Below are 21,084 nucleotides of genomic sequence, written 5' to 3' on the forward strand. Positions count from 1 at the left end.
AGCCAGTCGCCGCGGAATGAATAAGACCGACCGACCCCCGCCGATCCTCCGGAGTCCTGGCAGGGTAGGTCCGCCGCAAGAAATGACACGAATTTGAGACTGGTGCTCGATGACATCGCGTGAGACGAGTTGCATCGTCGCAGGTCAGGGGACCGCGAGATGACACCGTAAATGCGAACCTACAGCTCCTTGTCGGTTCTCATTCCCGATGTCCAATTCTCATTTGCGATGTCCACTGAATGTCCACAGTGGACACGAAAGTGAGAATCATGGTGTTGGTGTCCAACTCGCTCGTTCCTCGCCGATGACATCGTCATGAGTGCATCCGGTGCGCCCAGCCAAGGGTTTGCAGGATCAAGACTGACCTCGTCGGCGAGGCCGCCGGCGACTGTTGGGGCAATCACCGTCGACATCGGCCATCACGTGTATCTCGACAAGCGTGGTATCACACCGCCGGCAGTCAACTGGGACGCCATCCACGACCTTTGGCGCCGCGCTCGCAGCAGCCAAAAGTAATTGGCCGCGGCGGCCGTCGTCCTGCAACTGCTGAACTTGGGTCACCCATGTGACGGAAGTTGGGTGACGTATCCCGCCAGTCGGCCGCCTCGCGCTGGCGCACATACAGTCACCCGCCCCGTTGGGACAGCAGGAGAAGCTCGATCGCTTAATTACATTGGCGCCCAATGCAACGCGGCGTAGTTTACTGGTAATGGTGCGTGCTCGATAGGTGCGAGTTCGAGGCGGGTCTGATGGTCACACGCCCGCGCAGGAAGCACTATCGGCCCAGTTAGCCCATTATGGCGGGCGATGATGTCTCGGAGCCCATCGACGGGGGACAGGTGGTCAAACCGAACCTTTGGCGAATAGGCAGTTGGAGGCCCCGTCGGCTTGGACGTCGGAACTCGTCAATAATGACTCGTTCCGCGCCGAGCAATGGTGTGAAAGCGCCAGCCTGCTGGACTGAGAGCAGACGCTCGTTGAACGCTCGGTATGCGAAAGTCGTAGGAAATCAGTAGGGCGCTGGCTATGCTGATGCCCGCGGTGGCAGGTGCGGCGCGAAAGGGGGCCGCCCCAAGTGAAGGTGCTCGTTACGGGCGGGACGGGTTTCACCGGGTCGCATACGGTGCGTGCGCTCGCGGCGTGTGGTCATGAGATTCGACTATTGGTGCGCGACGCTGATAAGGCTCGGCGGGTGTTTGAACCGCACGGCTTTGTCCCTGACGGTCTCGTGGTCGGTGACATGACGGATGCATCGGCGGTCGAGGGCGCGCTGCGCGGCTGTGACGGAGTGCTGCATGCCGCTGCGCTGGTTGATCTGCGCCGCGCAGCTGCGCGGCGCGTGGAGGAATCAAACTTGCGTGGCGTCGAATTGGTGGTGGGCGGCGCCGCTCGGCGCGGGCTGCCAGCGATCGTTCATGTGTCAAGCCTGGGAGTGTTCTTCGTCCCGGGCGGGCCACCGCTTGCGGTGGACCTGCCGATTGCCCGGGGCACTACCGCGTATGCGCGCTCGAAGGCTCAAGCCGAGGTATATGTTCGTCGGCTGCAGGAGGACGGGGCGCCGATCCGCATCTCGTACCCTGCCTTGGTCATGGGGCCGGACGACCCAGGCATGAGCGCAGGAAACAACGCCGTTTACTCGTTCTTCAAAGACATCGGATTGATCACCTCAAGCGGTATGCAATGTGTCGACGTGCGCGACCTTGCCACGGTGCACGCGAGGCTGCTGGAGTTGCCAAATGGGGCACATCGGTATGCAGCGGCGGGCGAAATGTTGCGCTGGGATGACGTTCTCTCGTTACTGGACCGTCTTACCGGTCGCCATATCCGTCGAATTACCGTGCCGGGCTGGCTCTTGAGAACCGCTGGCTCAGCAGGTGATGTGGTCAAGCGCATCTACGACTTCGACTTTCCGCTGACACGCGAAGCCATGGAATTCACTACACGCTGGCCCGGCGCAGACGCCGGACGCACCATGAAAGATCTCGGGCTGCGGTTCCGTGACGCCGAGGAGACCTACCGCGACACCGTTGTGTGGATGTATCGCGCGGGGTATCTCACCAAGAGTCAAGTCGGAAGGCTAGCCGACTGAGCAACATGCCGGCCACTCCAAACGATGACAATAACTTCTTTGTTGCACAACGTAACTCGCATTGTTTACGGTATCGGTGCGTATTCGACAGGTGCGAGTACCCCGTTCGGCAGAGGATTGGTCTGGCAGATCTGCGAGACCGTGTTACGGGTGGGGACCCGTCGCGCCCGTTTGAGCGCAATCGGGGCGTGCGCAGCGCACCTGATGTCGGCGATGCGGGATCCGGACGGTATGGATGTGGTACGTGGTGACGGCTGCGTCGATTGTCCGCGGGTCGGCCCCAAAACAACACGCCTTGGCCGTTTCGACGTCCGCGCACGCGCCATACGAGTCACACAGGCGCTTGTGGCCGCGGACCGCTTGACCTGTTTGCGGTATTCGGCGGGCAGCCGCCGCGCCTCGGCGCGGGCAGCCGCTTGGCTTCGCCTTCGTCAGGAAGACGCGATTCGCTGCCCTGATGCGGTGCCAAACTTGCTCTATGGCCTCTGAGAAGCCGCCCTGGTGCTGCTGCACCCCTTCCTGCTGTCGGGCAACGTGTGGCACGACGTCCTCCCGTATCTCTCCGGCCAGCATCAGGTGTACGCACCGACCCTGTTAGGACACCGTGGCGGCCCACCCGTGCAACGGCATCCGGCCACGATCACCGACGTCATCGACGCGGCCGAACGTTTCTTCGACGACCAACGCCTTGAGCGACCGCATCTCGTCGGCAACTCCACGGGCGGTTACGTGGCCATCGAGTTGGCCCGGCGCGGCCGGGCCGCCACCGTGTGCGCGTTATCGCCGGCGGGTTTCTGGTCGATCGGGGACGGTTCGGACACGCGGGCGGCCAACAAAGTCCGCAGGATCGCCGCGATGGCTCGCATTTCTCGTCCCGTCGCCCCCGTGATCTTCAGGTCGGCGATCGTGCGTCGGCTCTCCTTCCGAAGTATTGACGCCGCGTGCCACGCAGATCGACTATCCGCGGCCCGGGCCGTCGAGGCTCTCGGGTACATCGTCGCGTGCACCGTCTCCGTCAACGAGGTTCACGACGAAGAGCAGATCGCCCGTCTGGACCCCCTGCCATGCCCGATCACCCTCGCATGGTCGGAGAAGGATTCACTGTTTCCGGTCGCGACATACGGAAAGGTTGCGCGCGAGCGCCTGCCCCGCGCGACGTTCAAGATCCTGCCCGGCGTCGGCCACGCGCCGATGATCGATGATCCCGAGTTGGTCGCGCGCACCATTCTCGAAGTGACGGGTGCTGGGATGCCGCAGCGCTAACAACGCCGACCGCTGTTGATCAGTAGGCGACTCCGGCCAGCCGACGTCGCGGGAATATGTATTGCGCGACTTTGGAATAGAAATAGTGAGCGGACCCCCCGCAAGTCGCCGATAGATTGAGCGGGGACAACCTCAGTACGAACGAAATCACCCGTAGCACAAAGCCACTCGCAGTTAACTGGTAACAGTGCGTGCTCAAGAGGTGCGAGTTCGGGGAAGGGGAGTGGTGACGGTTGGCGCACCCGGTGGTGCCCACGGACGCGCCACCGCCACTGTGCTGCCCTGACCAGCCATGGCGACTAACTAAGCTAGACCGGGCTCCGCGGCTAGACGTGGGGATCGGCGCGGTCGACTGGGGGTTCTGCTACTTGACTACGAACGGCCCGACCGCAGGTCGTTCGAGGTGCCTGACGTTTAGTCTCACGTCATGGATCGCATCTGGCAATGGGCGTGGGACCGGTACAGGGCGCGGTACTCGTGGGTGATCTGCGCGATCGGTTTCCCTGTAGCGCTCCCGGTCTACCTATTCTTGTCGTTCATCATCGTGGCTTTCGAGAAGTCCAGCCGCTACATCGAGTCGGCCGGTGTCACCTTAGTCGCGATGCTGGTGCTGATGTACGCGCTGGTTCTCCCCGGCCTGGGCGCGTGGCGGCTTGTCGGTCGATGGGCTGCAGGCCAGGAGGTCGATCGGGTGAGCGCTTTGGAGGCCACGTATGTTTGGTCTCGCAAGGGGACCGCTCGAGCATTAGGGGTCGTCGCAGTCGTGGCCGGCGTATTGGCCGTCATTGTCGGTGTCATTGCCGGCGCGACCGGATCGCGGCTTGGCCAGTATGCGATCTTGGGCGCCATTTTCGGGCCGGCCTGCCACTTGATCGGGGTGCACAGCTTGGCGGAGGCCCCGCTGCGGCCGGTAAGGGTCGCGCTCGCTGGTGGCAAGGAAATCGGGGACTCCCTTCCGCGGTCTCGGCCTACGTTCGCCACCTGGACGAACCTATCCATGCTCGGGGTCGCGTTTGGATTCGCCGTCTCTGGCGCGATGCTCACGGCTCTGTTCGACCCGGCGAATCAGAGTCCCGCGCTTTGGGCGGTGATCGGACTCGGGTTGACCCTGGGATTCGGTGTGCCGATAACGGTCTTCGCCTCCTTCTCGCCGGCCCTGAAACCAATTGAGGACCTTGCCGAAGGAACCGAACGTGTTGCGGCCGGCGACTACAGCCAACGCCTGCCCGTGGTTCAAGACGACGACCTCGGTGCACTCGCGGCGTCGTTCAACCGCATGCAAGCGGGTTTGGCTGAGCGGCAACGACTTCAGTCCGCGTTCGGGACCTATGTCGACCCCGCCCTAGCGGCGCGATTACTCGAGCAGGGTGATGACGTCTTCACTGGAGAGCGCCGAGAGGTGACGGTGATGTTTGTTGACATCCGCGACTTCACCCCGTTCGCCGAGGCAAACACCGCCGAGGACACCGTCGCCCGCCTCAACGCTCTGTTCGAGATCGTCGTGCCTGCCGTCGTCGACGCAGGAGGGCACGTCAACAAGTTTCTCGGCGACGGGGCGCTGGCCGTCTTCGGTGCTCCGAACGACCTCGCGAAACATGCCGACGCCGCGGTGCGCGCCGCAGTGTTGATTCACCGCCTTGTCGCCGACCGATTCGGCGGCGCACTTCGGATTGGCATCGGGATCAACACCGGTGTGGTGATCGCCGGAACCATCGGCGGCGGCGGCAAGCTCGAGTTCACCCTGATCGGTGACACCGTCAATGTGGCAGCCCGCGTCGAGCAACTCACCAAGACCACCGGCGATGCAATCCTTCTCACCGGCCAGACCGTTGACGCCCTGGCTTCTCGACCGACCGCGCTCACCGACCGAGGGTTTCACGCGCTGAAGGGTAAGTCAGCGACACTGCAGGTCTTCGGCCTCGACCCTCGGGCGAATGCCCGGTCGGGCTGATCTGCCGCGGCCGGTAGCGGCACGTCGCGATACTGATTGATGTTGGCCGTAATCGTTGACCCGTTCCAAATCGTGCTTCACACAATCACTACCACCACGTTAAATCTTCGCCCTATGCATCAAATATATTTTGCTGCAATGCAACTCGCAGACTAGTAAGGGTGCGTGTTCAACAGGTGCGAGTTGCCGTAGAAGGGCGGCCGCCGAACGGGCGAACGCGGATGCAGGCCGCGGAGTCGACACGGTGATCTAATAGTCCTGCAGGAGTCAGCGCTCCGGAGGAGATTCGGCGACTGCCGGACGAGTTGGCTCGTATCGATGCACTGTTGGACGATGCTGCGTTTTCGCGCCGTTTGAGCCGTTCTTTGATCCGCGCACCTCTTGACAGGTGTCAATTGGCGAACGGGCATAGCATGACGACACGACTCAAGGGAGGTCGGCATGCCCGAGGTGCCCGCACCGCGCGCAGTTCTCACCGCCTGGACACCGCCGATCTCCGAGCAGATCGCGCAGCTGTATCGCGACCTGCACCGCCACCCCGAGTTGTCGATGCAGGAGCATCACACGGCCGCCGCCGTGGTGGCCGCGCTCGAACCGCTAGGCCTCGACGTCACCACTGGCGTAGGAGGCACTGGCGTAGTCGCGGTGTTGCGCAACGGGGATGGACCGGTGGTCATGTTGCGCGCCGATATGGACGCGCTGCCGGTTGCTGAAGCTACGGGCCTGCCGTACGCGAGCACCGCTGTATCCGTCGATGCGGCCGGCAGCACTGTCGCCGTTGCGCATGCGTGCGGGCATGACATGCACACCGCTAGCCTGGTTGGCGCGCTGTTCGTGCTCGCCGACGGGCGGAACGCATGGGCGGGCACCGTCGTGGCGGTCTTTCAGCCGGCCGAGGAGCTGGGGTGCGGCGCCGCGGCCATGATCGGCGACGGACTCTTCGAGCGGTTTCCCGCTCCTCAGATTGTGCTTGGTCAGCATGTCGGACCGCTTCCCGCCGGAATGATCGGCTACGGACGGGGACCGCTGATGGCTGCTGCGGACTGGGTGCAAGTGACGTTGTTCGGCCATGGTGGTCACGCGTCACGGCCGGAGAACGCTGTTGATCCCGTGGTCATGGCTGCCGCTGCCGTCATGCGACTGCAGACCGTCGTCGCGCGAGAGGTATCAAGCAACGACCAGGCCGTGCTGACCGTCGGCCGGCTCCAGGCGGGCACGAAGTCCAACATCATCCCCGACACCGCAGAACTCGGCATCGATATCCGTAGCTACTCGAACGAGACGCGAAACCACCTGCGCGCCGCGGTCGAGCGGATCGTGCGTGCCGAAGCCCAGGCCAGTGCGGCCCCACGCGATCCGGTTTTCGACTGGAACATCAGCATCCCGGTCCTGATCAGCGACCCCGACGCCACCGATGCCACCGTCAGCGCGTTTCACTGCCACTTCGGCGTCGACCGCATGCTGGAACTTCCACCGGTCGCTGCTAGTGAGGACGTCGGCGCTTTCGGCGCGGCGCTCGGTGTACCCACCGTGTTCTGGTTCTTCGGCGGCATCGACCCAGAGGTTATCGCCGAGGCCACCCGCGCAGGGCGGCCGATACCGGCCAATCACTCTCCCGAGTTCGCCCCGGCGATCGAACCCACACTGACGACCGGCGTACACGCCTTGGTGCTCGCAGCGCTCACCTGGCTCGCAACCAGCGAATCACCTCAAATCGAGGTCTCGGTCAGCTAGCCCCGCTTTCCGCATAGTCGGAGGTCATGGCTTGGTTGATCGGATGTTGTTGCGGCAGGGCGCGTCTCGGGCCATGGTATGGGGATGTCGAGGTGGGCGACGATGAGCCGTTGGGTGGGATGAGTCGGTCGAGGACCAGGCCGGTGGTGGTGTAGGTGGCGTGCAAGCTGGCCTCTTCGCCGTCGCTTCTTCGTAAGGACGAGCGCCGAACATTGGTGTGCTGCAATGCAACTCGCATCAGTTAGGTAGTAACGGTGCGTGCTCGAAGGTTGCGAGTTAAGGGAGGCCACGGTGCGCCGCCACAGACCCCCTCGATTCCCGGAGGTTCAGCTTAGGGACGATAGACGTCAGCGCGGTGATCCACTCGGGCGATGAAGAAGACGCGAGCAGTGTCCTCGATCCGATAGATCACGCGGTAGTCGCCACGACGTGAACTGAATAGACCTGCCAGGTCGCCGCTGAGCAGCTTACCTACGCGGTGTGGTTCGCGGGCTAGATCGCCGAAAGTGAATTCGACCACGGCCGACAACACGCGAGGTGGAATCGAGTTGAGACTGCGCCGCGCTGCGGCGGTGAAACGAACCTCGAAGGCCGCCGCGGGCGGCCGTTCGGGAGTTGTCACCGCCGGTGTTGTTGCGGAACGCCGAACTCAGAGCGGATCTCGTCTTCGCCATACGTTCGACCGGCGGCGATGTCGACGTCCGCCTCAGCGATCGCGTCCCGAATACCGGGCTGCGACAGCCAGTACAGGGTTTCTTGCATGGATTCCCACTCTTCGAAACCTATCAAGACCGCAGTCGGCGAGCCGTTCTTGGTGATCGTCACCTGGTCCCTCGTCAGCGCGACGGCATCAACGAACTCATTGAGTTTGTCCTTCAGCTTCGAGATCGGGAGTATCTGCATACCCGCGAGCATAGGCCCTTATTTAAGCCATGGCCAGGCGCAAATGAAGGCCCATTCGACTGGTAGCAGTTCGTGTCGAAGGGGCGTGAACCGTCTCGGTTTTGATTCCGGATCGCATGAATTACGTTGTACTGCAAAATAACTTGCGATAGATGACTGGTAACGGTGGGTGCGAGTTCGTGCACCGGGGGCGGTGATCGTGCGCGCGGAGCAACATCGTTGGCATATGCCGCCTGGCAAAAGGACGCCGATCAGGTGTGCGGTTCCTGCAAAGGCGGTATGGCAGGCAGCGATGATTACGCCCGCCCGCACTGTCAGTTGACCGACGGTGTCTCGCCGGTCATGGCTGGGCGTCCGTCTGGTTGGCGCACACGGGCGTCAGATTGGTAATTGAGGTCGAGATAGTCGGCGACGGTTAGTTGTGTCGGTAGGCCCAGTTGATGGACGGTGTCGGCGGAGTCCCAATGGGGTTGATATTCGGCGACGAAACCCATCAGCGCGAACACGCTTGCTGCGGAGGCAGAGAAGGGTCTGGCGAGGGTTTGGTTCAGTCGGGCCAGGCGTGCCGGTATCGGAATGATTCGGACTTTTTCACGGCCGGTTTTCGTGGCGATGGTGTCGGCGATCTGCCGCCAGGTCAGCCACTGCGGGCCGCCGGCTTCGATCAGCAGATCGTCGGTTCCGGGGTAAAGCGCTGCGCCCACGATCATTTCGGCCACATCACGGGTGGCGATGATGGGGGTGCCATGCCCGGCGCCGCCGGGCGCCAGGAACAGGCCCCGCTTTTCTACGAGGTTGCCGGTCAGTGACCCCCACAGCTTGGTGAAGCCGTAATTTCTGTTGACGGTGGCGTGAGCAGATCGGTCCGTGGCTTGTTTGAATCCGCCCATCACGAGGAAGACATCCATGAAGGCGGCGTTGCGCACGACGATCGATTGCATGGTCGACGCCTGCAGACGCTGTTCGAGTTGGCGTTTCCCGGCGAGTTCGGGAACGCGGTGCTCCCCGGGATAGCTCGGTGTCGACGACTGCACGAATCGTCTGACGCCGGCTTGTTCGCAGATGTCGATCAGTCGCAGTGCGTGCTCGTTGACGCTCCCAGCGGTGTCCGACCTCTTCTGCGGGATGATGCCGTTGGCCGTGGAGATGACCACGTCGATGCCCTCGACGGCCTTGGTGATCGACTCCGCGTGAGACAGATCACCGGTGACGTAGCGGATCATTCCGGGATGCGGATCTCGGATCGTGGCTCCGTCAGTGCGCACCAACCCGGTAACGTCATATCCCTTGTCCGCCAAGAGGATGGCAATCTTGGACCCCACATGTCCGGTGGCGCCTACTACCAAAAATCGATTCTTATTCATCGTCTACTCCAGTTCATTGAGTGCTCGTGGGTGCGTCGAAAACTTGGCCGAATTGCCGAGTGAACTCGGCTGGGCTCGGATTCAGGGGGTGGTCCAGGTTCGGGTGTGCTCGAGCTCGGTGGTGCCGATGTCGTGGCCGGGTATCAGGCGGAAGCTCACCGCCGTAGTCGGGGTGTGGGGTGAGGACTGCTCCCACTGCAGCCCCGTGGGGGCGGTGATGTCGGTGACGCGGCATTCTGCGATGTCGTCGCGGCCGCGGCGGTGGCGGATGAGGCGAAACGTCGTCCCGACCCGGAGTCGTGGGTCAGTGGTGTCGTGCTGCACGGTGTCCCAGGTGTCGTACCACTCGCAGATGGTGTCGAGGGTGGTGATCAGCTCCCAGACCGTCTCCGGTGGGGCGGTGATGCTGATCGACCCGCTCTGAGTGTGGGTGCCGCCGCGACGGTGGCGGGGCCGCAGCACGGTCATGAGGGCTGGCCCGACGGGATCGCCGAGGGCGCGAAGATCCCGCGGTGCTGGTCGACGAATTCGGCGATGGTGACAGGTTGTTTGTGGCCGAGGCGTTGCACGACGTCGTTGGTGCCGGCGAAGACGCCGCGCTGGAAGTCCTGGGAGACGTGGCGCAGGTGCTGGATGAGATGTGGGGCGAAGCCGACGGCCGCCAGGACTCCGGCGAACTCGTCATAGCCGATGGGCTCGTAGCCGATGGGCCGGTCCAGGACGGTGGAGAACACCTGGGCGATCTCGAAGAGGTCCATCTCCGTCGGCCCGTACAGGGGGTAGGTGGCCCCGGCGTGCGGGCCGGGGTCGGCCAGGATGGCGGCGATGACGTGGGCCTGGTCCTCGACGGTGATGGGGGCGTGGCGGCCCTGACCCAGGGGCATGCGTATCGCCCCGTGCTCGGTGATGTCGTTGGCGCTGAGCAGCAGGTTCTCGGCGAAGAAGGTGGGCCGCAGGTGGGTCACCGGCACGGGTCCGCGATCCAGCAGGCGTTCGGCGATCCAGTGCTGTTGGGCGGCGTGGCTTTTCGCGGCGCGGCGGGCCGAGATCTGTGACATGTTCACGATCGCGGTCAAGCCTGCTTCGTGGGCGCCTTGGGCGAACACGGCGGTGGCTTCGATCAGCCCTGGGGCGATGGGGTAGACGAAGTAGCCCGCCTGGGTGCCGTGCAGGGCCGCGGCGACGGCGTCCAGGTCGTGCAGGTCGCCGACGACGACGTCGGCGCCGGCGCCGGCCAAGTCCTCGGAACGTCCGTCGGGGCGGTGTACGAACGCTCGGACGTGATGTCCTCGCTCGAGGAGCAGTCGTGTCACGCGTGCGCCGGTGGCGCCGGTTGCGCCGGCCACGAAGAAGGACGCGGACGTGGGTCCGTCGGTGGTGTCGTGTCGAGGGGGATGGGTCATGATTCCTCCAGTGATCTAGTGGCAATTAGGTGGCGGTGGCGACGGCTTGGATCAGCCGGAGCCGGTCCTCGCGGGCGTTGGTGAGAATGCTTCGGCCCTTGGTTTGGATGTCGGGGACGAGCAACTGCAGGCCGAGTGGGTCCTGTGGTGCCTCGAAGATGGGGGTCATCGCGGTGACGGCGAAGTCGGTGAGGTCATTCCAGACCTCGACGCGAAACCCAGCGTTCCCCAACGCGGTGTGGAGTTCCTCGGGGGTGATGAGGTGGCTTCGCTCGGGGGTGTCGGCCCAGGGGACGGGGAAGTGGATGGGTTGATTCGGTCCGGCGGTGACGTCCCACAGCGCGAGGCGCCCACCGGGGCGCAGCACGCGGCGGGCTTCGCGGTAGAGCGCTGCCTTGTCGGCGACGTTCATCTGGACGTGTTGGGTGATTATCAGGTCGAACGCCTGGTCGGGTGCGGGGAGTGCGGTGATGTCGCCTTCCATGACGTCGATGGAGTGGGTGAGTCCGACCAGGTCGTTGAGCCAGCGGGCGGTGTCGCAATAGTCGCCGGTAAGGTCGACGGCGGTGACGTGGCAGCCGTGCTCGGCGGCCAGCAGCCGTGCGGTACCCCCAATTCCGCTGCCGGCATCGAGCACCCGGTCGGTGGCGGTGACCCCGGCGGCCTGCAGCAGGCTGACGGTGCCAAGGCGCCCGAGGGAGTGGAAGTCCTCGAAGGTGGCGAAGTCGCTCGGCTGCAGATCATCGAGGTCTTTACCGGCAGCACGCAGGGCGGCTTCGATGCGGGTGCGGGTGCCGCCGACGGCGTACTGCGCGAGTGCACCCCGGCGGCTGTCGGCGGCGGTCATCGGGCCAGCTCCGTGATGGCGGTGGGGTCAGCGTGGGTGGACGGCACCGGTCGGAGTCGGCGGTCGGGATCGTGGGTGGCGTGCCACTGCTCGGAATCCGCGGCCAGGGTGCCGTAGCTGGCGCCGTCCTGATATGCGGCGAGGTAGCGCTTCTGGCTGGGTCCGGCAGCGAGCATCGTCTTGGCGAGCACGCTCATCGCGCGGACCATGCCCGACGGGCCACGGGTGGTGCCGGGGGTGGTGGCCAGATAGCGCCGCGCGATGGTCTCCATGGACTCCGGCGCCGTGCCGGTGAGTCGTTCGACTGCATCGGTGGGTGCACCGATAGCGAACGTGCCGGCTTTGAGTTCCTCTGCGTACCAACGCAGTTGCATGACGGTGTAGTCGTTGAAGCCGACCACGCGGGCCGCTTTGGCCATGATCGCGAACGGCACGTCGACATACCGGATGGTGCGACCGAGCACTCGGCTGAGGATCTCGGTGTAGTCGCTGGGGCTGATCAGCTCGGGACCGGTCGGCCGGTAACTGCGACCGAGGTGTGGGCCGGGGTCGGCCAACAGCGCGGCGGCCACGGCGGCGATGTCCTCGTTCGACGGTGGGGCGTTACGCCCGTCACCGTAGGGCGCGGTGAACAGACCGAACTGCGCGACCGCGTCCAGGGTGTAGAGGTAGTTCTCGGCGAAGAACCCGGGGTTGACCGTGATCGACGCGACCGTGGGCATCCAGGAGAACACTTGATCCGACAGCCATTCGGCGCGGGTGTGGGCCGAGGGGTGACCTGGGTCGGCCAGCCACTGGCTCATCGCCACCACCACCTCCAAGTGTTGCTCTTCGGCGATCGCAGCGAACAGGGTGGCCGCCTCCAGAGCCCCCGGCCCGATCGGTGCCGTCCAGTAGGCGCGTTGCACCCCGCGCAATGCGCGGCGCACGTCGGCCACGTCGGAGACGTTGCCGACGACGACCTCGGCGCCACGGCTGCGCAGCTCGGCGGCGCGCCCGTCCTCGCGGTGGACCAGAGCGCGCACCGCCAACCCGCGATCGAGTAACGACAGAGCGGTCTGGCGCCCGGTCTTGCCGGCGGCGGCAGTGACCAACGTGGTCGGTGTGTACATAACGTGCTCCCAACGGGTGGTAGGTGGTGTGACAGCTCGAACACTACACGTCATTGCTTTTAAAACAAGTAGCAATTACTATTCGATAGTGAAGTAAGCTGGTGTAGGGATTGACTGGAAGGGGTTATCCATGGGCGAGCGACACAGGACCACAGCGTCGCGACAGGGCAAGCCATCACCCTCGTTGCCGTCGTGTGTCGGTGAAGATCAGGGACATGGGCACGGTGACTGGACACCAACACGTTCGAACCTGCACCATCGGCACTCATGACCGCGCCTCGCAGCTATGGGCAGAACTGCAGCCTGGCCCGCGCCATGGACCTGCTCGGCGAGCGCTGGACGCTGCTGATCGTCCGCGAACTCGCCCGCGGACCCAAACGCTTCGGCGACCTGTATGACGGCCTCACCGGTGTCGGTACCACCATGCTGGCCGCGCGTCTCAAACGCCTCGAAGCCGCCGGGGTAATCGCCCGCTCGGATCGAGCCACTGGTAGCAGCGGTTACCAGCTCACCGCCCGCGGCGAACAACTCGCGCACGCCCTCGGTGAGCTGATGCTCTGGGGCTTGGACCTACCCGGGATGTATCAGCCCCAGGATCAGAGCCGGGCGGTGTGGCTGGCCATGAACATGCAGGCCGCCCTCGAACGCGCGGAGGAACCACCGCCGCCGGGTACCTACGCCTTTCACGTTGGTGCAGAACGCTTCTGGCTGCACGTCGACGACGGCGCCCACCCGGTCCTGCGGGACGGCACACCTCCATATTCCGCCGACGCGACCTTGACCATTACCCTCGAGGATCTTCATGCGCTGGCGGGCGGAACGCCGCTCGATGACCTCACGGCCACCATTGAGGGTGACCGTTCTCGGTTGGTCGGTGTCCTCGGCGTCTTCAAAATTCCTTCGGCGACCGGACGGTAGATCGACCTTCGCCTCGCGTGGTCGAACCCGCACAGCCCAGAATCAATCTCTGGAAACAGCCCGGAGGATGAAGTGATCGAGGGATCGCGTCAGATCGTTCTTTGAAGCGGACGCAAGTGTGCGAAGGGGCCCCCGGGTCAGGAGCACCGCCATCCCGTGAAGCGATGCCCATACCGAGTATTCAATGCCGGGTCGTCGGACGCCCGGAAGGATCGAGGCGGCCTCGAGCTCGTCTAGTGCATCGTTGAGCAGTTGAAACGGCGTACGCCCCGCTGGCCCTGCGGCGGCCGCATCGTCGGCGTAGTCGATGTCCCCTGGCACGGCGAAGGCGGTGTCGAACAATCCCGTTTCCTCCAGCGCAAAACTCAGATACGCAGCGTTCACTGCTCTGAATCGACCGATCGCGCCCGACTTGGTGCCATGTCGATGGGTTACGGCGCCGCTCGCCGCTTCCATGCGTTCGGCTAGTTGACGCATCGCTTCGGTGCACACGGCGGCGAGGAGCGCGTCGCGGTCGGCGAAATGTCGGTACGCCGCGTTCGGCGCCACCCCGACAGCGCGCGTCGCCTCCCGAAGGACGACAGCACTCGGGCCGCCGTGGCGCGCCAGGTCGACGCCGGCGTCGATCAGGCCGCGGCGGACCAATCCGGTACGACGTCTTCCCGTGGTGGGGACTTCGACGCCCGCTGATCCCATGGTGGACACCGTACACGTCGCCTGAGCGAAGGGGCGGACGGTGCGAACTTAGGAACTAGTGGACAGCGTCCACTCATCAAGCTAAAGTGGACACTGTCCACCAACTAAGGAGATCGGACCATGACGACCATCGACACGTTCTGCCCCTTCTCCGAGGTCGATGCCCAAAGCGGTGTCGTAATCGCTGAGGGCCCGTTGCTCTACCGTCATCCGGTCCTCGGAGCCGTGCACCGGGCGCAGGGCACCAATACGATTGCGGCGCAACATCTCTGCCGCCTCACGGTGTTCGGGATCGGTGATCGTCTGATGCCAGGCCCACACCCGCTCGTGATCAGCCACCACCTTGCCATCACAAAACACCCGCACCCGATCCAGATCAGCTGTCACTTCGATGCGCCTACCGATCACCGCGGGATGCACCGAGTAGTCGTTGGAGTCCAACCGGATGTAGTGATCGCGAGCCAGCCGAGTCGCTGACCGCCAGCCGGTGGCCGGCGCGACCGGAGGCACGGTGAGCATGGCTTGCCGGTCGGCGCTGATACGAGCGGTCGGGGCGCACCCCAGCACCCGGCGGGTCCGGGCGTTGACCAGCACCAGCCACTGCTGCAGTTGGTGGTTGAAATCCCCAGGACCAGTGAAAGTCCGGCCGGGCAGAAACGACCGCTCCAGATAATCATGTGCCCGTTCGATGATGCCCTTGTGCTCCTCGTAGGTCGTGCGGCCGGCCGGATCCGGCGGCAGGTAGGCGGGCCGCAGCTCGCGAACGCGTTCCTTGAACACCGTCATTCCGCGGGTCCAGCCGACCCGCTCGGCGATGACCGTCGCCGGCATCGTCGGCACGTCCTTGAGCTGGGCGCGGATCGCGTCCTCGAACGCATCCACCGCCGAGCCGGCCGGTTTGCGTTCATACTTCGGCGGCCCCTCAGAGGCCACTGCGACCCGCACCGTGTTCCGTGAGATGCCCAACGTCCTGGCGATCATCTTGATCGGCAGCCCCTCCGCTCGATGCAGCCTGCGGATCTCAGCCCAGTCCTCCCACTGACAACAACTCCCTTCTCTGACGTGAGCCCTCCGGTCCGGGCCAGTTCCTGTGGGAGTCCGATGCGCCAGAATTGGGGCGAGGAGGACTCGATTGATGGCACGTCGAAGGCATACGCCAGAGCAGGTGGTCCGCAAGCTCCGTGAGGGTGAGCGACTGCTCGGTGAGGGCAAAGATCTCGGGGAGGTGTGCCGGCATCTGGAGGTCAGTGAGCAGACCTGGCATCGCTGGCGAAATCAGTACGGCGGGATGAAAGCCGAAGACACCAAGCGGCTCAAGGAGCTTGAGCGGGAGAATCAGCGGCTCAAGAAGCTGGTCGCCGAGCAGGCCCTCGACATCGACATGCTCAAGGAGATCAGCCGGGGAAACTGGTGAGCCCCGACCGTCGGCGGCGAGCGGTGGTGGTGCTCGTCGAGCGGTTCGGGGTCTCCCAGCGCCGTGCCTGTCGGGTGGTCGGCCAATACCGTTCGGTGCAGCAGTATGCGCCGCAACGACCCGACGGCGACGAACAGCGGCTGCGTGCCCGATTACGGCAGATCGCCACCAAGCATCCGCGGTGGGGCTGGCGCAAGGCGCACGCCATCGCCAAGTCCGAAGGCCTCGTAGTCAATCCCAAACGCACCCACCGATTATGGAAAGACGAACGGCTGCAACGTCCGTCGAAGACCCGCAAGCGGCTGCGCCTGGGCCCGGGTGCGGGCCAACGGCGCATGGCCGCAGCCCGCCCCGACCACGTCTGGGCACTGGACTACCAGCACGACCTCACCGTCGACGGCCGCCAGCTGCGCTTCCTCAACGTCATCGACGAGTTCACCCGCGAGGCGTTGGCGACACGGCCACGTCGGTCATGGAACGCCGATCAGACCACCGGCCTTCTCGACGAGCTGATCGTGACCACCGGTCGCAAGCCCGAACACATCCGGATGGACAACGGCCCCGAACTGACCAGTCACGCACTCGCCGACTGGGCCCGCTTCGGCTCGGTGGGCACCGTGTTCATCGAACCCGGCGCACCGTGGGAGAACGGGTACTGTGAATCCTTCAACGGACGCTTTCGCGACGAATTCCTGACCACCGAAACCTTCGGTAGTCTGCTCGAAGCTCAAGTCCTCGCCGAGGACTGGCGCACCGAATACAACACCTACCGACCCCATAGTGCACTCAGCGACCTCACCCCGGAGGCATTCCGAATGCACTGGGAAACCACCCACCACCAACTCTCATAGACACTGGCCCGGAAGCTGGGACCCCGTCAGCAGGGCGAGTGGAATCAGCCGTACTTACTAAGCCATCTTGGGCTCACTGAACTTCACGGCAAAACGCTGGGTATTGTCGGGCTCGGTGAGATCGGTACCAATCTGGCCTTTAAGGCACAGGCTTTCAAGATGAGGATCATTTACAACGATATTGTTCCCATACCACACTGCCTCGTGGAGCAACTAGACGCCACCTATCGAGACCTAGACGCACTCCTGGCAGAAGCCGACTACGTCAGCATCAACGCCGATCTCAACGAAACTAGTCGCGGCCTCATCGACGAGCGCAGGCTGCGCTTAATGAAACCCACGGCGTTTCTCGTCAATACCGCACGAGGGGCGATCGTGCAGAAAGAGGCGCTGGTGCAGGCGCTCAAGGAGAAGCGGATTGCTGGTGCTGCTGTCGATGTCTTCGACGTCGAGCCGCCGCCGCCTGATCATCCCTGGCTGGGCGTGCCTCAGCTGTATGTAACCCCTCACCTGGGGGGTACGTCGCGCGAAGCCATCCTGCGTATCGGACAGGCCGGGATAGACAATCTGCTGCGTTTGATACGTGGCGAACCGCTGCGCGACATTGTCAACGCCGAAGCGTAGATATACTTTTAGTAGTCACGGGGCGGTACGGAATCGCGTTGGGCTTCCCCATGTTCCATGATGTTCATCGGGATCGATACGCACAAGTGCAGCCATACCGCGGTCATTGTTGACGAGATGGGTCGACACGGAGATACGAAAACCGTTGATATGACGACGCAGGACCACCTGCGGCTGCTCAAGTGGGGCCAGTCTGGCCCAGAAGAGGTTGTGGGCGATCGCGGATTGCCGGCACATGACTCGCCGGCTTGAACGTGACTTGATCGTCGCTGGCGACGTCGACCAGCAGCGTCTCATTGACGCCGGCCCGTAGGCGCGCGCGTAGCCTGCAAAAGCTGCTCGCATCGAATCCTTCGTTATGTGGCTCTTCTCAATGAACCGTGGTAGCGGCGGGTCGACACGGTTGGCTGGCTGAGTCTGGAAACGGGCCTGGGGCCTCATGATTCGTGGTGTTACGGACACGAATGAAAGGCCCCAGGTGATGAACAACAGGAGTGCGACGGTGATGCTCGGGCTGGAAGGCATGGCCGTGGTGTTCTACGCCGAGCCGATGCGACTCGGCGGCGAGCCGCACCGCACCCGGGGCCGCCTGCACCGCATTCAGCGGCGCGCCGCCCGGTTCCCGGGCCGGATAGCCCAGCCGGACAGCGCGCCAGCCCCGTCACTCACATCGACGCCAAGTCCCTAGCGGCGGATGCGGCTGCTCCGGCGTATCCGATGTGGTTCGCTGCCGACGGCCATGCGACATTCACTGCACTGTCCGAGGCCAAGTCCTCCCGAGACATGATGGCCCATCCGTACCGCGCTAAACACTGCATCGCCTCATCCTCATTGAAGGCGTCGACACGTATTCGGTGCGCCGAAGGTCCACCAGGCGGTGTTGCTGGTTGTGGTCACAATCGTCGCGCCGCAGCCGCTGGTGGGGACGAAACGCTCAATCTGCCGGCGTTCGTGGTGCATCGAAAGACCAGGACGAACGGACCTGAGATGGTGGCCATCGTTGTACGGAACAGATCGGCGACGTCGTTGTCGGCAGTGGGTAGGACGCGATGTGGTCTTTGGACGGCGAGCACTGCAGCGCCACACCGCATGTCAACGTTCTGCGCGTCCAGGCGGCCACTGGCGGCGGATAGCGAACATGCACGACGGTGCGGCTGGTGTTCAAGCCGAAGCTGCCGCCGATCGCCGCTCGGCCAGGCTCCTCAGCAGGTCATCGCCGGCGCCGCGGGGAATGCGCGAGCCTGCCGGGTCGCCGCAGCACCTGAGTGCTCACTGCGGGGCAGATCCGGTATGGGTGCGATGGTAGTGGCGGGCGACGCGGGCGCGGTTGCCGCAGATGTTGGCGGTGCACCACAGCCGACGCCTGGTGTGGGCGAGAAACAGCATCGAGCAGTTCGGGTTGGCGCACCGGCGCAACGTGTCTCGACGACTGGCGTCGCAGATCAGCGCGATCGCCTGCTGGGCAACGGCGGCGAGGGCGGCGTTGCCGCCGAATTCGGTGTGCCAGCGGGCGTCAGCGCGCATGTCGTCGCCGCGGCCAGCGATGCGCGGGCTGACCGGCGCCGACGCGGCGGCGGCATTGATGTCATCGAGCGACGTCTCGCGCGGCGCGCGGTGCTCGAGGTGGGCGTCGAACAGGTCGCGGATCGCGGCGCGTAGCCGGCGGGTCGACGCCGGGTCCGGTTCGGGGCCGTCGGGCAGCCGGCCGGCCTGCAGCCGCCACCACCGCGACGCCTGCGCGGGGTCAGCGATCAAGTCCGTCGGGGGGTCGGTCACCGTCACCAGCGTGTCGGCCAGATCCAGCGCGACCAGCGGTTCCGCTCCCATCGGGAAACCGGCACCCTGCATATCACGCAATGACGGGCCTTCACCGGTACTCATGCCCATCTATACACGATACCCATTAGCACTGGCCCTCGCCCTATGGCTTCGGCCGTACCGCCGTGGCCGCAAGAGCGGGCCGGGCCACCCAGCCGGGGAAGGTTTCACTCGTGACCCTTGCCCCATAGGGACTAATGGATATAATGTTATATTTAACATTAGCCACCAGATTCGGGACGGGGTAGCGCGTCCACCCTTGTCCACACTCGTTGAGGAGCAGTCATGAGCAGCAGCCCCACATCCGGCATCCCGACGTCACTACTCCGCCGACTGACACCGTGGCGGCGCATGGTGGCCGCCACCCTGACTGTTGCGGTGGCCGATGCCGCATTCGCGTTCATCGCCTACGTGCTGGTCGCGGGCCGGTACAACTTCGAGACGCTGCTGCAGTACATCGCCAGCGGCGTAACCGGGGATGCCGCGTTCGCCTCCGGCTGGGCCGGCGTCGGCTACGCCGCCCTGGGCTTCGGGATCCACCTGGCACTGTCGGCGGCGTTCGTCGTCGTCTATGCGCTCGTGATCGCCCCGCTGGTCCGCACCCCGATCGTGGCCAGCGCCGTCGGCCTGCTCTACGGCGCGCTGATCTGGATGTTCATGAACGCCGTCGTACTGCGGCTTGGCCGTTCGACCCGCGAACAGTTTTTCAACGGCTACTACACGGCGTTCCTCATCGACCACGCGGTGCTGGTGGGGCTACCGATCGCGCTGATCATGCTGGGCGCCTACGCCGGCTCCCGCGGCGCATCTGTCCCGAGCGCGCCATCCGCGCAGTAGCGAGATCCGGTACGTCCACCACAGACGTGCTGTTGCCCTTGTCGATCAGAAGTCCCGCTCGGCCGAACCGTTCGACGCGCCCAACCAACCAACGGAAGGTTCACCATGCCCGCTATCCGCCACCGCACCATCGACATCGACGGCCTCAGCGTGTTCGTCCGCGAAGCCGGTGATCCCAACCAGCCCACGGTGGTGCTGCTGCCCGGCTACCCGTCGAGCACCCGCGCCTATATCCGGCTCATCGACCGCCTCGCCCGCCACTGGCATGCCGTGGCGATCGACTATCCTGGTTTCGGCAGCTCAGACCCACTACCGCAGAGCCCGACCTTCGACCGGCTCGCCGAGATCACCGCCAAAACCATCGAGGCCCTCGGCATCGATGACTACGCCATCTACATGTTCGACTTCGGCGCCCCGGTCGGGTTCCGGATTGCGCTGGATCACGATCAGCGGGTTCGCGCCATCATCAGCCAAAACGGCAACGCCTACACCGAAGGATTCGGGCCGGGTGTGGCCGCGCTGTCGGACTGGTGGGCAGACCGCGACGCCGGCCAGGCAACCATCGACGGATTCGTCAGCCTGCCCGGGACCCAGACGCAGTGGCAGGCCGGAGCCCGCGACCCCGAGCACGTCGACCCCGAGCATGCGCTGGCCGATCAGCGGGTCCTCGACCTGCCCGGGCGAGCCGACTACATGAAAGCCCTGCTCTGGGACTACCAGAACAACCCGCCCCAATACCGCAAATGGCAGGCCTGGCTGCGCGCACGCCAACCCAAAGTGCTCGCCGCCTGGGGCAAAAACGACCCCTTCTTTGCCGCCCCCGGCGCCGAAGCCTTCCGCACCGACGTCCCCGACGCCACCGTCATCCTGCTCGACACCGGCCACTTCGCCCTCGAAGAAGAAGCCGACACCATCGCAGACGCGTCGAACGAACTGCTCCGCAATGCCTTCGCCACCTAGCCGCATCTCGATCGACGGCCTGACCGTGTTCGCGCGAGGTCGCACGATCTGCCAGATGCGTACTCACGCCGGAATCGCGTTGGGTCGGTGACGAATCGGCTTGGGCGCTCTTGGTGGCCGACCACTGCGATGTGGCGGTTACGGTGTGGGCTCGGCGGCCTGCGGGTGAGCGGATGGGTGGTCCGCTGCGGTTGGCGTGGCGGCGCGGCGTTGAGCGAGCAGGGTGTTGACGGCGTAGCACAGGGCACTGATGAGGTAGAAGGCGGCGGTGAGCAGCAGCCAGCGCGACAGGTAGGGGGC

At 64.6% G+C, this 21,084-nt stretch carries 20 protein-coding genes; 10 read left to right on the plus strand and 10 right to left on the minus strand.

Annotated elements, in window-relative coordinates; all coding sequences use genetic code 11:
- Positions 1–1,081: 1,081 nt before the first annotated feature.
- The 4 genes from VKI00_RS30255 to VKI00_RS30270 all read left to right on the plus strand — a co-directional run bounded on the left by VKI00_RS30255 (position 1,082) and on the right by VKI00_RS30270 (position 7,037).
- The gene (locus VKI00_RS30255; protein WP_324446556.1) at positions 1,082–2,089 is read left to right on the plus strand and encodes an NAD-dependent epimerase/dehydratase family protein; all 1,008 of its coding nucleotides are present in this window, start codon (positions 1,082–1,084) and stop codon (positions 2,087–2,089) included.
- Between the two features lie 501 nt (positions 2,090–2,590).
- Positions 2,591–3,352: an alpha/beta hydrolase gene (locus VKI00_RS30260; protein WP_324446517.1), complete on the plus strand. Its 762-nt coding sequence runs from the start codon at positions 2,591–2,593 to the stop codon at positions 3,350–3,352.
- A 427-nt stretch (positions 3,353–3,779) separates the two neighbouring features.
- The gene (locus VKI00_RS30265) at positions 3,780–5,303 is read left to right on the plus strand and encodes an adenylate/guanylate cyclase domain-containing protein (RefSeq protein WP_324446519.1); all 1,524 of its coding nucleotides are present in this window, start codon (positions 3,780–3,782) and stop codon (positions 5,301–5,303) included.
- A gap of 441 nt (positions 5,304–5,744) precedes the next feature.
- Positions 5,745–7,037 carry an amidohydrolase gene (locus VKI00_RS30270; RefSeq protein WP_324446521.1) on the plus strand — a complete coding sequence of 431 codons (1,293 nt, stop codon included), beginning with the start codon at positions 5,745–5,747 and terminating at the stop codon, positions 7,035–7,037.
- Between the two features lie 331 nt (positions 7,038–7,368).
- Here the strand turns inward: VKI00_RS30270 and VKI00_RS30275 are convergent, their stop codons facing one another.
- The 7 genes from VKI00_RS30275 to VKI00_RS30305 all read right to left on the minus strand — a co-directional run bounded on the left by VKI00_RS30275 (position 7,369) and on the right by VKI00_RS30305 (position 12,666).
- Positions 7,369–7,659, minus strand: coding sequence for a type II toxin-antitoxin system RelE/ParE family toxin (locus VKI00_RS30275; RefSeq protein WP_324446523.1), 291 nt, complete (start codon positions 7,657–7,659; stop codon positions 7,369–7,371).
- Positions 7,656–7,940, minus strand: a complete 285-nt coding sequence (locus tag VKI00_RS30280; RefSeq protein ID WP_324446525.1) for a type II toxin-antitoxin system Phd/YefM family antitoxin — start codon at positions 7,938–7,940, stop codon at positions 7,656–7,658. The genes VKI00_RS30275 and VKI00_RS30280 overlap by 4 nt, the downstream gene beginning before the upstream one ends.
- 314 nt (positions 7,941–8,254) lie before the next feature.
- On the minus strand, positions 8,255–9,304 hold the full coding sequence (locus VKI00_RS30285) for an SDR family oxidoreductase (protein ID WP_324446527.1): 1,050 nt from the start codon (positions 9,302–9,304) through the stop codon (positions 8,255–8,257).
- A gap of 81 nt (positions 9,305–9,385) precedes the next feature.
- Entirely contained in the window at positions 9,386–9,772 is a 387-nt protein-coding gene (locus VKI00_RS30290; RefSeq protein WP_324446529.1) for an SRPBCC domain-containing protein, read from the minus strand.
- Positions 9,769–10,707, minus strand: a complete 939-nt coding sequence (locus tag VKI00_RS30295; protein WP_324446532.1) for an NmrA family NAD(P)-binding protein — start codon at positions 10,705–10,707, stop codon at positions 9,769–9,771. Before VKI00_RS30295 ends, VKI00_RS30290 begins: the two co-directional genes overlap by 4 nt.
- 25 nt (positions 10,708–10,732) lie before the next feature.
- On the minus strand, positions 10,733–11,554 hold the full coding sequence (locus VKI00_RS30300; protein ID WP_324446534.1) for a class I SAM-dependent methyltransferase: 822 nt from the start codon (positions 11,552–11,554) through the stop codon (positions 10,733–10,735).
- Positions 11,551–12,666 carry an NAD(P)H-binding protein gene (locus VKI00_RS30305; protein ID WP_324446536.1) on the minus strand — a complete coding sequence of 372 codons (1,116 nt, stop codon included), beginning with the start codon at positions 12,664–12,666 and terminating at the stop codon, positions 11,551–11,553. The genes VKI00_RS30300 and VKI00_RS30305 overlap by 4 nt, the downstream gene beginning before the upstream one ends.
- 267 nt (positions 12,667–12,933) lie before the next feature.
- On the opposite strand from VKI00_RS30305, the gene VKI00_RS30310 reads away from it, so the two are divergent.
- On the plus strand, positions 12,934–13,584 hold the full coding sequence (locus tag VKI00_RS30310; protein WP_324446539.1) for a winged helix-turn-helix transcriptional regulator: 651 nt from the start codon (positions 12,934–12,936) through the stop codon (positions 13,582–13,584).
- A gap of 42 nt (positions 13,585–13,626) precedes the next feature.
- Here VKI00_RS30310 and VKI00_RS30315 read toward each other — a convergent pair whose 3' ends face one another.
- Both VKI00_RS30315 and VKI00_RS30320 read right to left on the minus strand, forming a co-directional pair.
- On the minus strand, positions 13,627–14,229 hold the full coding sequence (locus VKI00_RS30315; protein ID WP_324446541.1) for a TetR/AcrR family transcriptional regulator: 603 nt from the start codon (positions 14,227–14,229) through the stop codon (positions 13,627–13,629).
- Between the two features lie 132 nt (positions 14,230–14,361).
- On the minus strand, positions 14,362–15,261 hold the full coding sequence (locus VKI00_RS30320; protein ID WP_324446543.1) for a Mu transposase domain-containing protein: 900 nt from the start codon (positions 15,259–15,261) through the stop codon (positions 14,362–14,364).
- A gap of 154 nt (positions 15,262–15,415) precedes the next feature.
- On the opposite strand from VKI00_RS30320, the gene VKI00_RS30325 reads away from it, so the two are divergent.
- The 3 genes from VKI00_RS30325 (at position 15,416) to VKI00_RS30335 (ending at position 17,857) form a co-directional block, all read left to right on the plus strand.
- Positions 15,416–16,545 (plus strand): IS3 family transposase gene (locus tag VKI00_RS30325; RefSeq protein ID WP_324446546.1). Its coding sequence is split into 2 segments (ribosomal slippage): positions 15,416–15,674 and positions 15,674–16,545, totalling 1,131 coding nucleotides; the frame shifts between segments, so codons are not numbered across the junction.
- 15 nt (positions 16,546–16,560) lie between these two features.
- Positions 16,561–17,169 (plus strand): 2-hydroxyacid dehydrogenase, encoded by a 609-nt coding sequence (locus VKI00_RS30330; RefSeq protein ID WP_324446558.1) that lies wholly within the window; start codon positions 16,561–16,563, stop codon positions 17,167–17,169.
- 481 nt (positions 17,170–17,650) lie between these two features.
- Complete coding sequence (locus VKI00_RS30335; RefSeq protein ID WP_324446548.1) at positions 17,651–17,857, plus strand: hypothetical protein; 207 nt, start codon at positions 17,651–17,653, stop codon at positions 17,855–17,857.
- A 581-nt stretch (positions 17,858–18,438) separates the two neighbouring features.
- On the opposite strand, the gene VKI00_RS30340 is transcribed toward VKI00_RS30335, so the two are convergent.
- Complete coding sequence (locus VKI00_RS30340; protein WP_324446550.1) at positions 18,439–19,056, minus strand: CGNR zinc finger domain-containing protein; 618 nt, start codon at positions 19,054–19,056, stop codon at positions 18,439–18,441.
- Positions 19,057–19,272: 216 nt separating this feature from the next.
- Here VKI00_RS30340 and VKI00_RS30345 point away from each other — a divergent pair, with 216 nt between their 5' ends.
- Entirely contained in the window at positions 19,273–19,824 is a 552-nt protein-coding gene (locus VKI00_RS30345; RefSeq protein ID WP_324446552.1) for a hypothetical protein, read from the plus strand.
- A 105-nt stretch (positions 19,825–19,929) separates the two neighbouring features.
- Positions 19,930–20,784, plus strand: a complete 855-nt coding sequence (locus tag VKI00_RS30350) for an alpha/beta hydrolase (protein ID WP_324446554.1) — start codon at positions 19,930–19,932, stop codon at positions 20,782–20,784.
- Positions 20,785–21,084 lie beyond the last annotated feature (300 nt).

Source organism: Mycobacterium sp., assembly GCF_035314665.1.
Taxonomy (GTDB): domain Bacteria; phylum Actinomycetota; class Actinomycetes; order Mycobacteriales; family Mycobacteriaceae; genus Mycobacterium.

Coding starts and splice junctions, on each gene's coding strand:
- VKI00_RS30295 (WP_324446532.1), bottom strand. CDS start 10,707: ATGACCCATCCCCCTCGACACGACACCACCGACGGACCCACGTCCGCG.
- VKI00_RS30320 (WP_324446543.1), bottom strand. CDS start 15,261: ATGATCGCCAGGACGTTGGGCATCTCACGGAACACGGTGCGGGTCGCA.
- VKI00_RS30285 (WP_324446527.1), bottom strand. CDS start 9,304: ATGAATAAGAATCGATTTTTGGTAGTAGGCGCCACCGGACATGTGGGG.
- VKI00_RS30305 (WP_324446536.1), bottom strand. CDS start 12,666: ATGTACACACCGACCACGTTGGTCACTGCCGCCGCCGGCAAGACCGGG.
- VKI00_RS30310 (WP_324446539.1), top strand. CDS start 12,934: ATGACCGCGCCTCGCAGCTATGGGCAGAACTGCAGCCTGGCCCGCGCC.
- VKI00_RS30345 (WP_324446552.1), top strand. CDS start 19,273: ATGAGCAGCAGCCCCACATCCGGCATCCCGACGTCACTACTCCGCCGA.
- VKI00_RS30280 (WP_324446525.1), bottom strand. CDS start 7,940: ATGCAGATACTCCCGATCTCGAAGCTGAAGGACAAACTCAATGAGTTC.
- VKI00_RS30290 (WP_324446529.1), bottom strand. CDS start 9,772: ATGACCGTGCTGCGGCCCCGCCACCGTCGCGGCGGCACCCACACTCAG.
- VKI00_RS30350 (WP_324446554.1), top strand. CDS start 19,930: ATGCCCGCTATCCGCCACCGCACCATCGACATCGACGGCCTCAGCGTG.
- VKI00_RS30335 (WP_324446548.1), top strand. CDS start 17,651: ATGAACAACAGGAGTGCGACGGTGATGCTCGGGCTGGAAGGCATGGCC.
- VKI00_RS30340 (WP_324446550.1), bottom strand. CDS start 19,056: ATGGGCATGAGTACCGGTGAAGGCCCGTCATTGCGTGATATGCAGGGT.
- VKI00_RS30265 (WP_324446519.1), top strand. CDS start 3,780: ATGGATCGCATCTGGCAATGGGCGTGGGACCGGTACAGGGCGCGGTAC.
- VKI00_RS30300 (WP_324446534.1), bottom strand. CDS start 11,554: ATGACCGCCGCCGACAGCCGCCGGGGTGCACTCGCGCAGTACGCCGTC.
- VKI00_RS30270 (WP_324446521.1), top strand. CDS start 5,745: ATGCCCGAGGTGCCCGCACCGCGCGCAGTTCTCACCGCCTGGACACCG.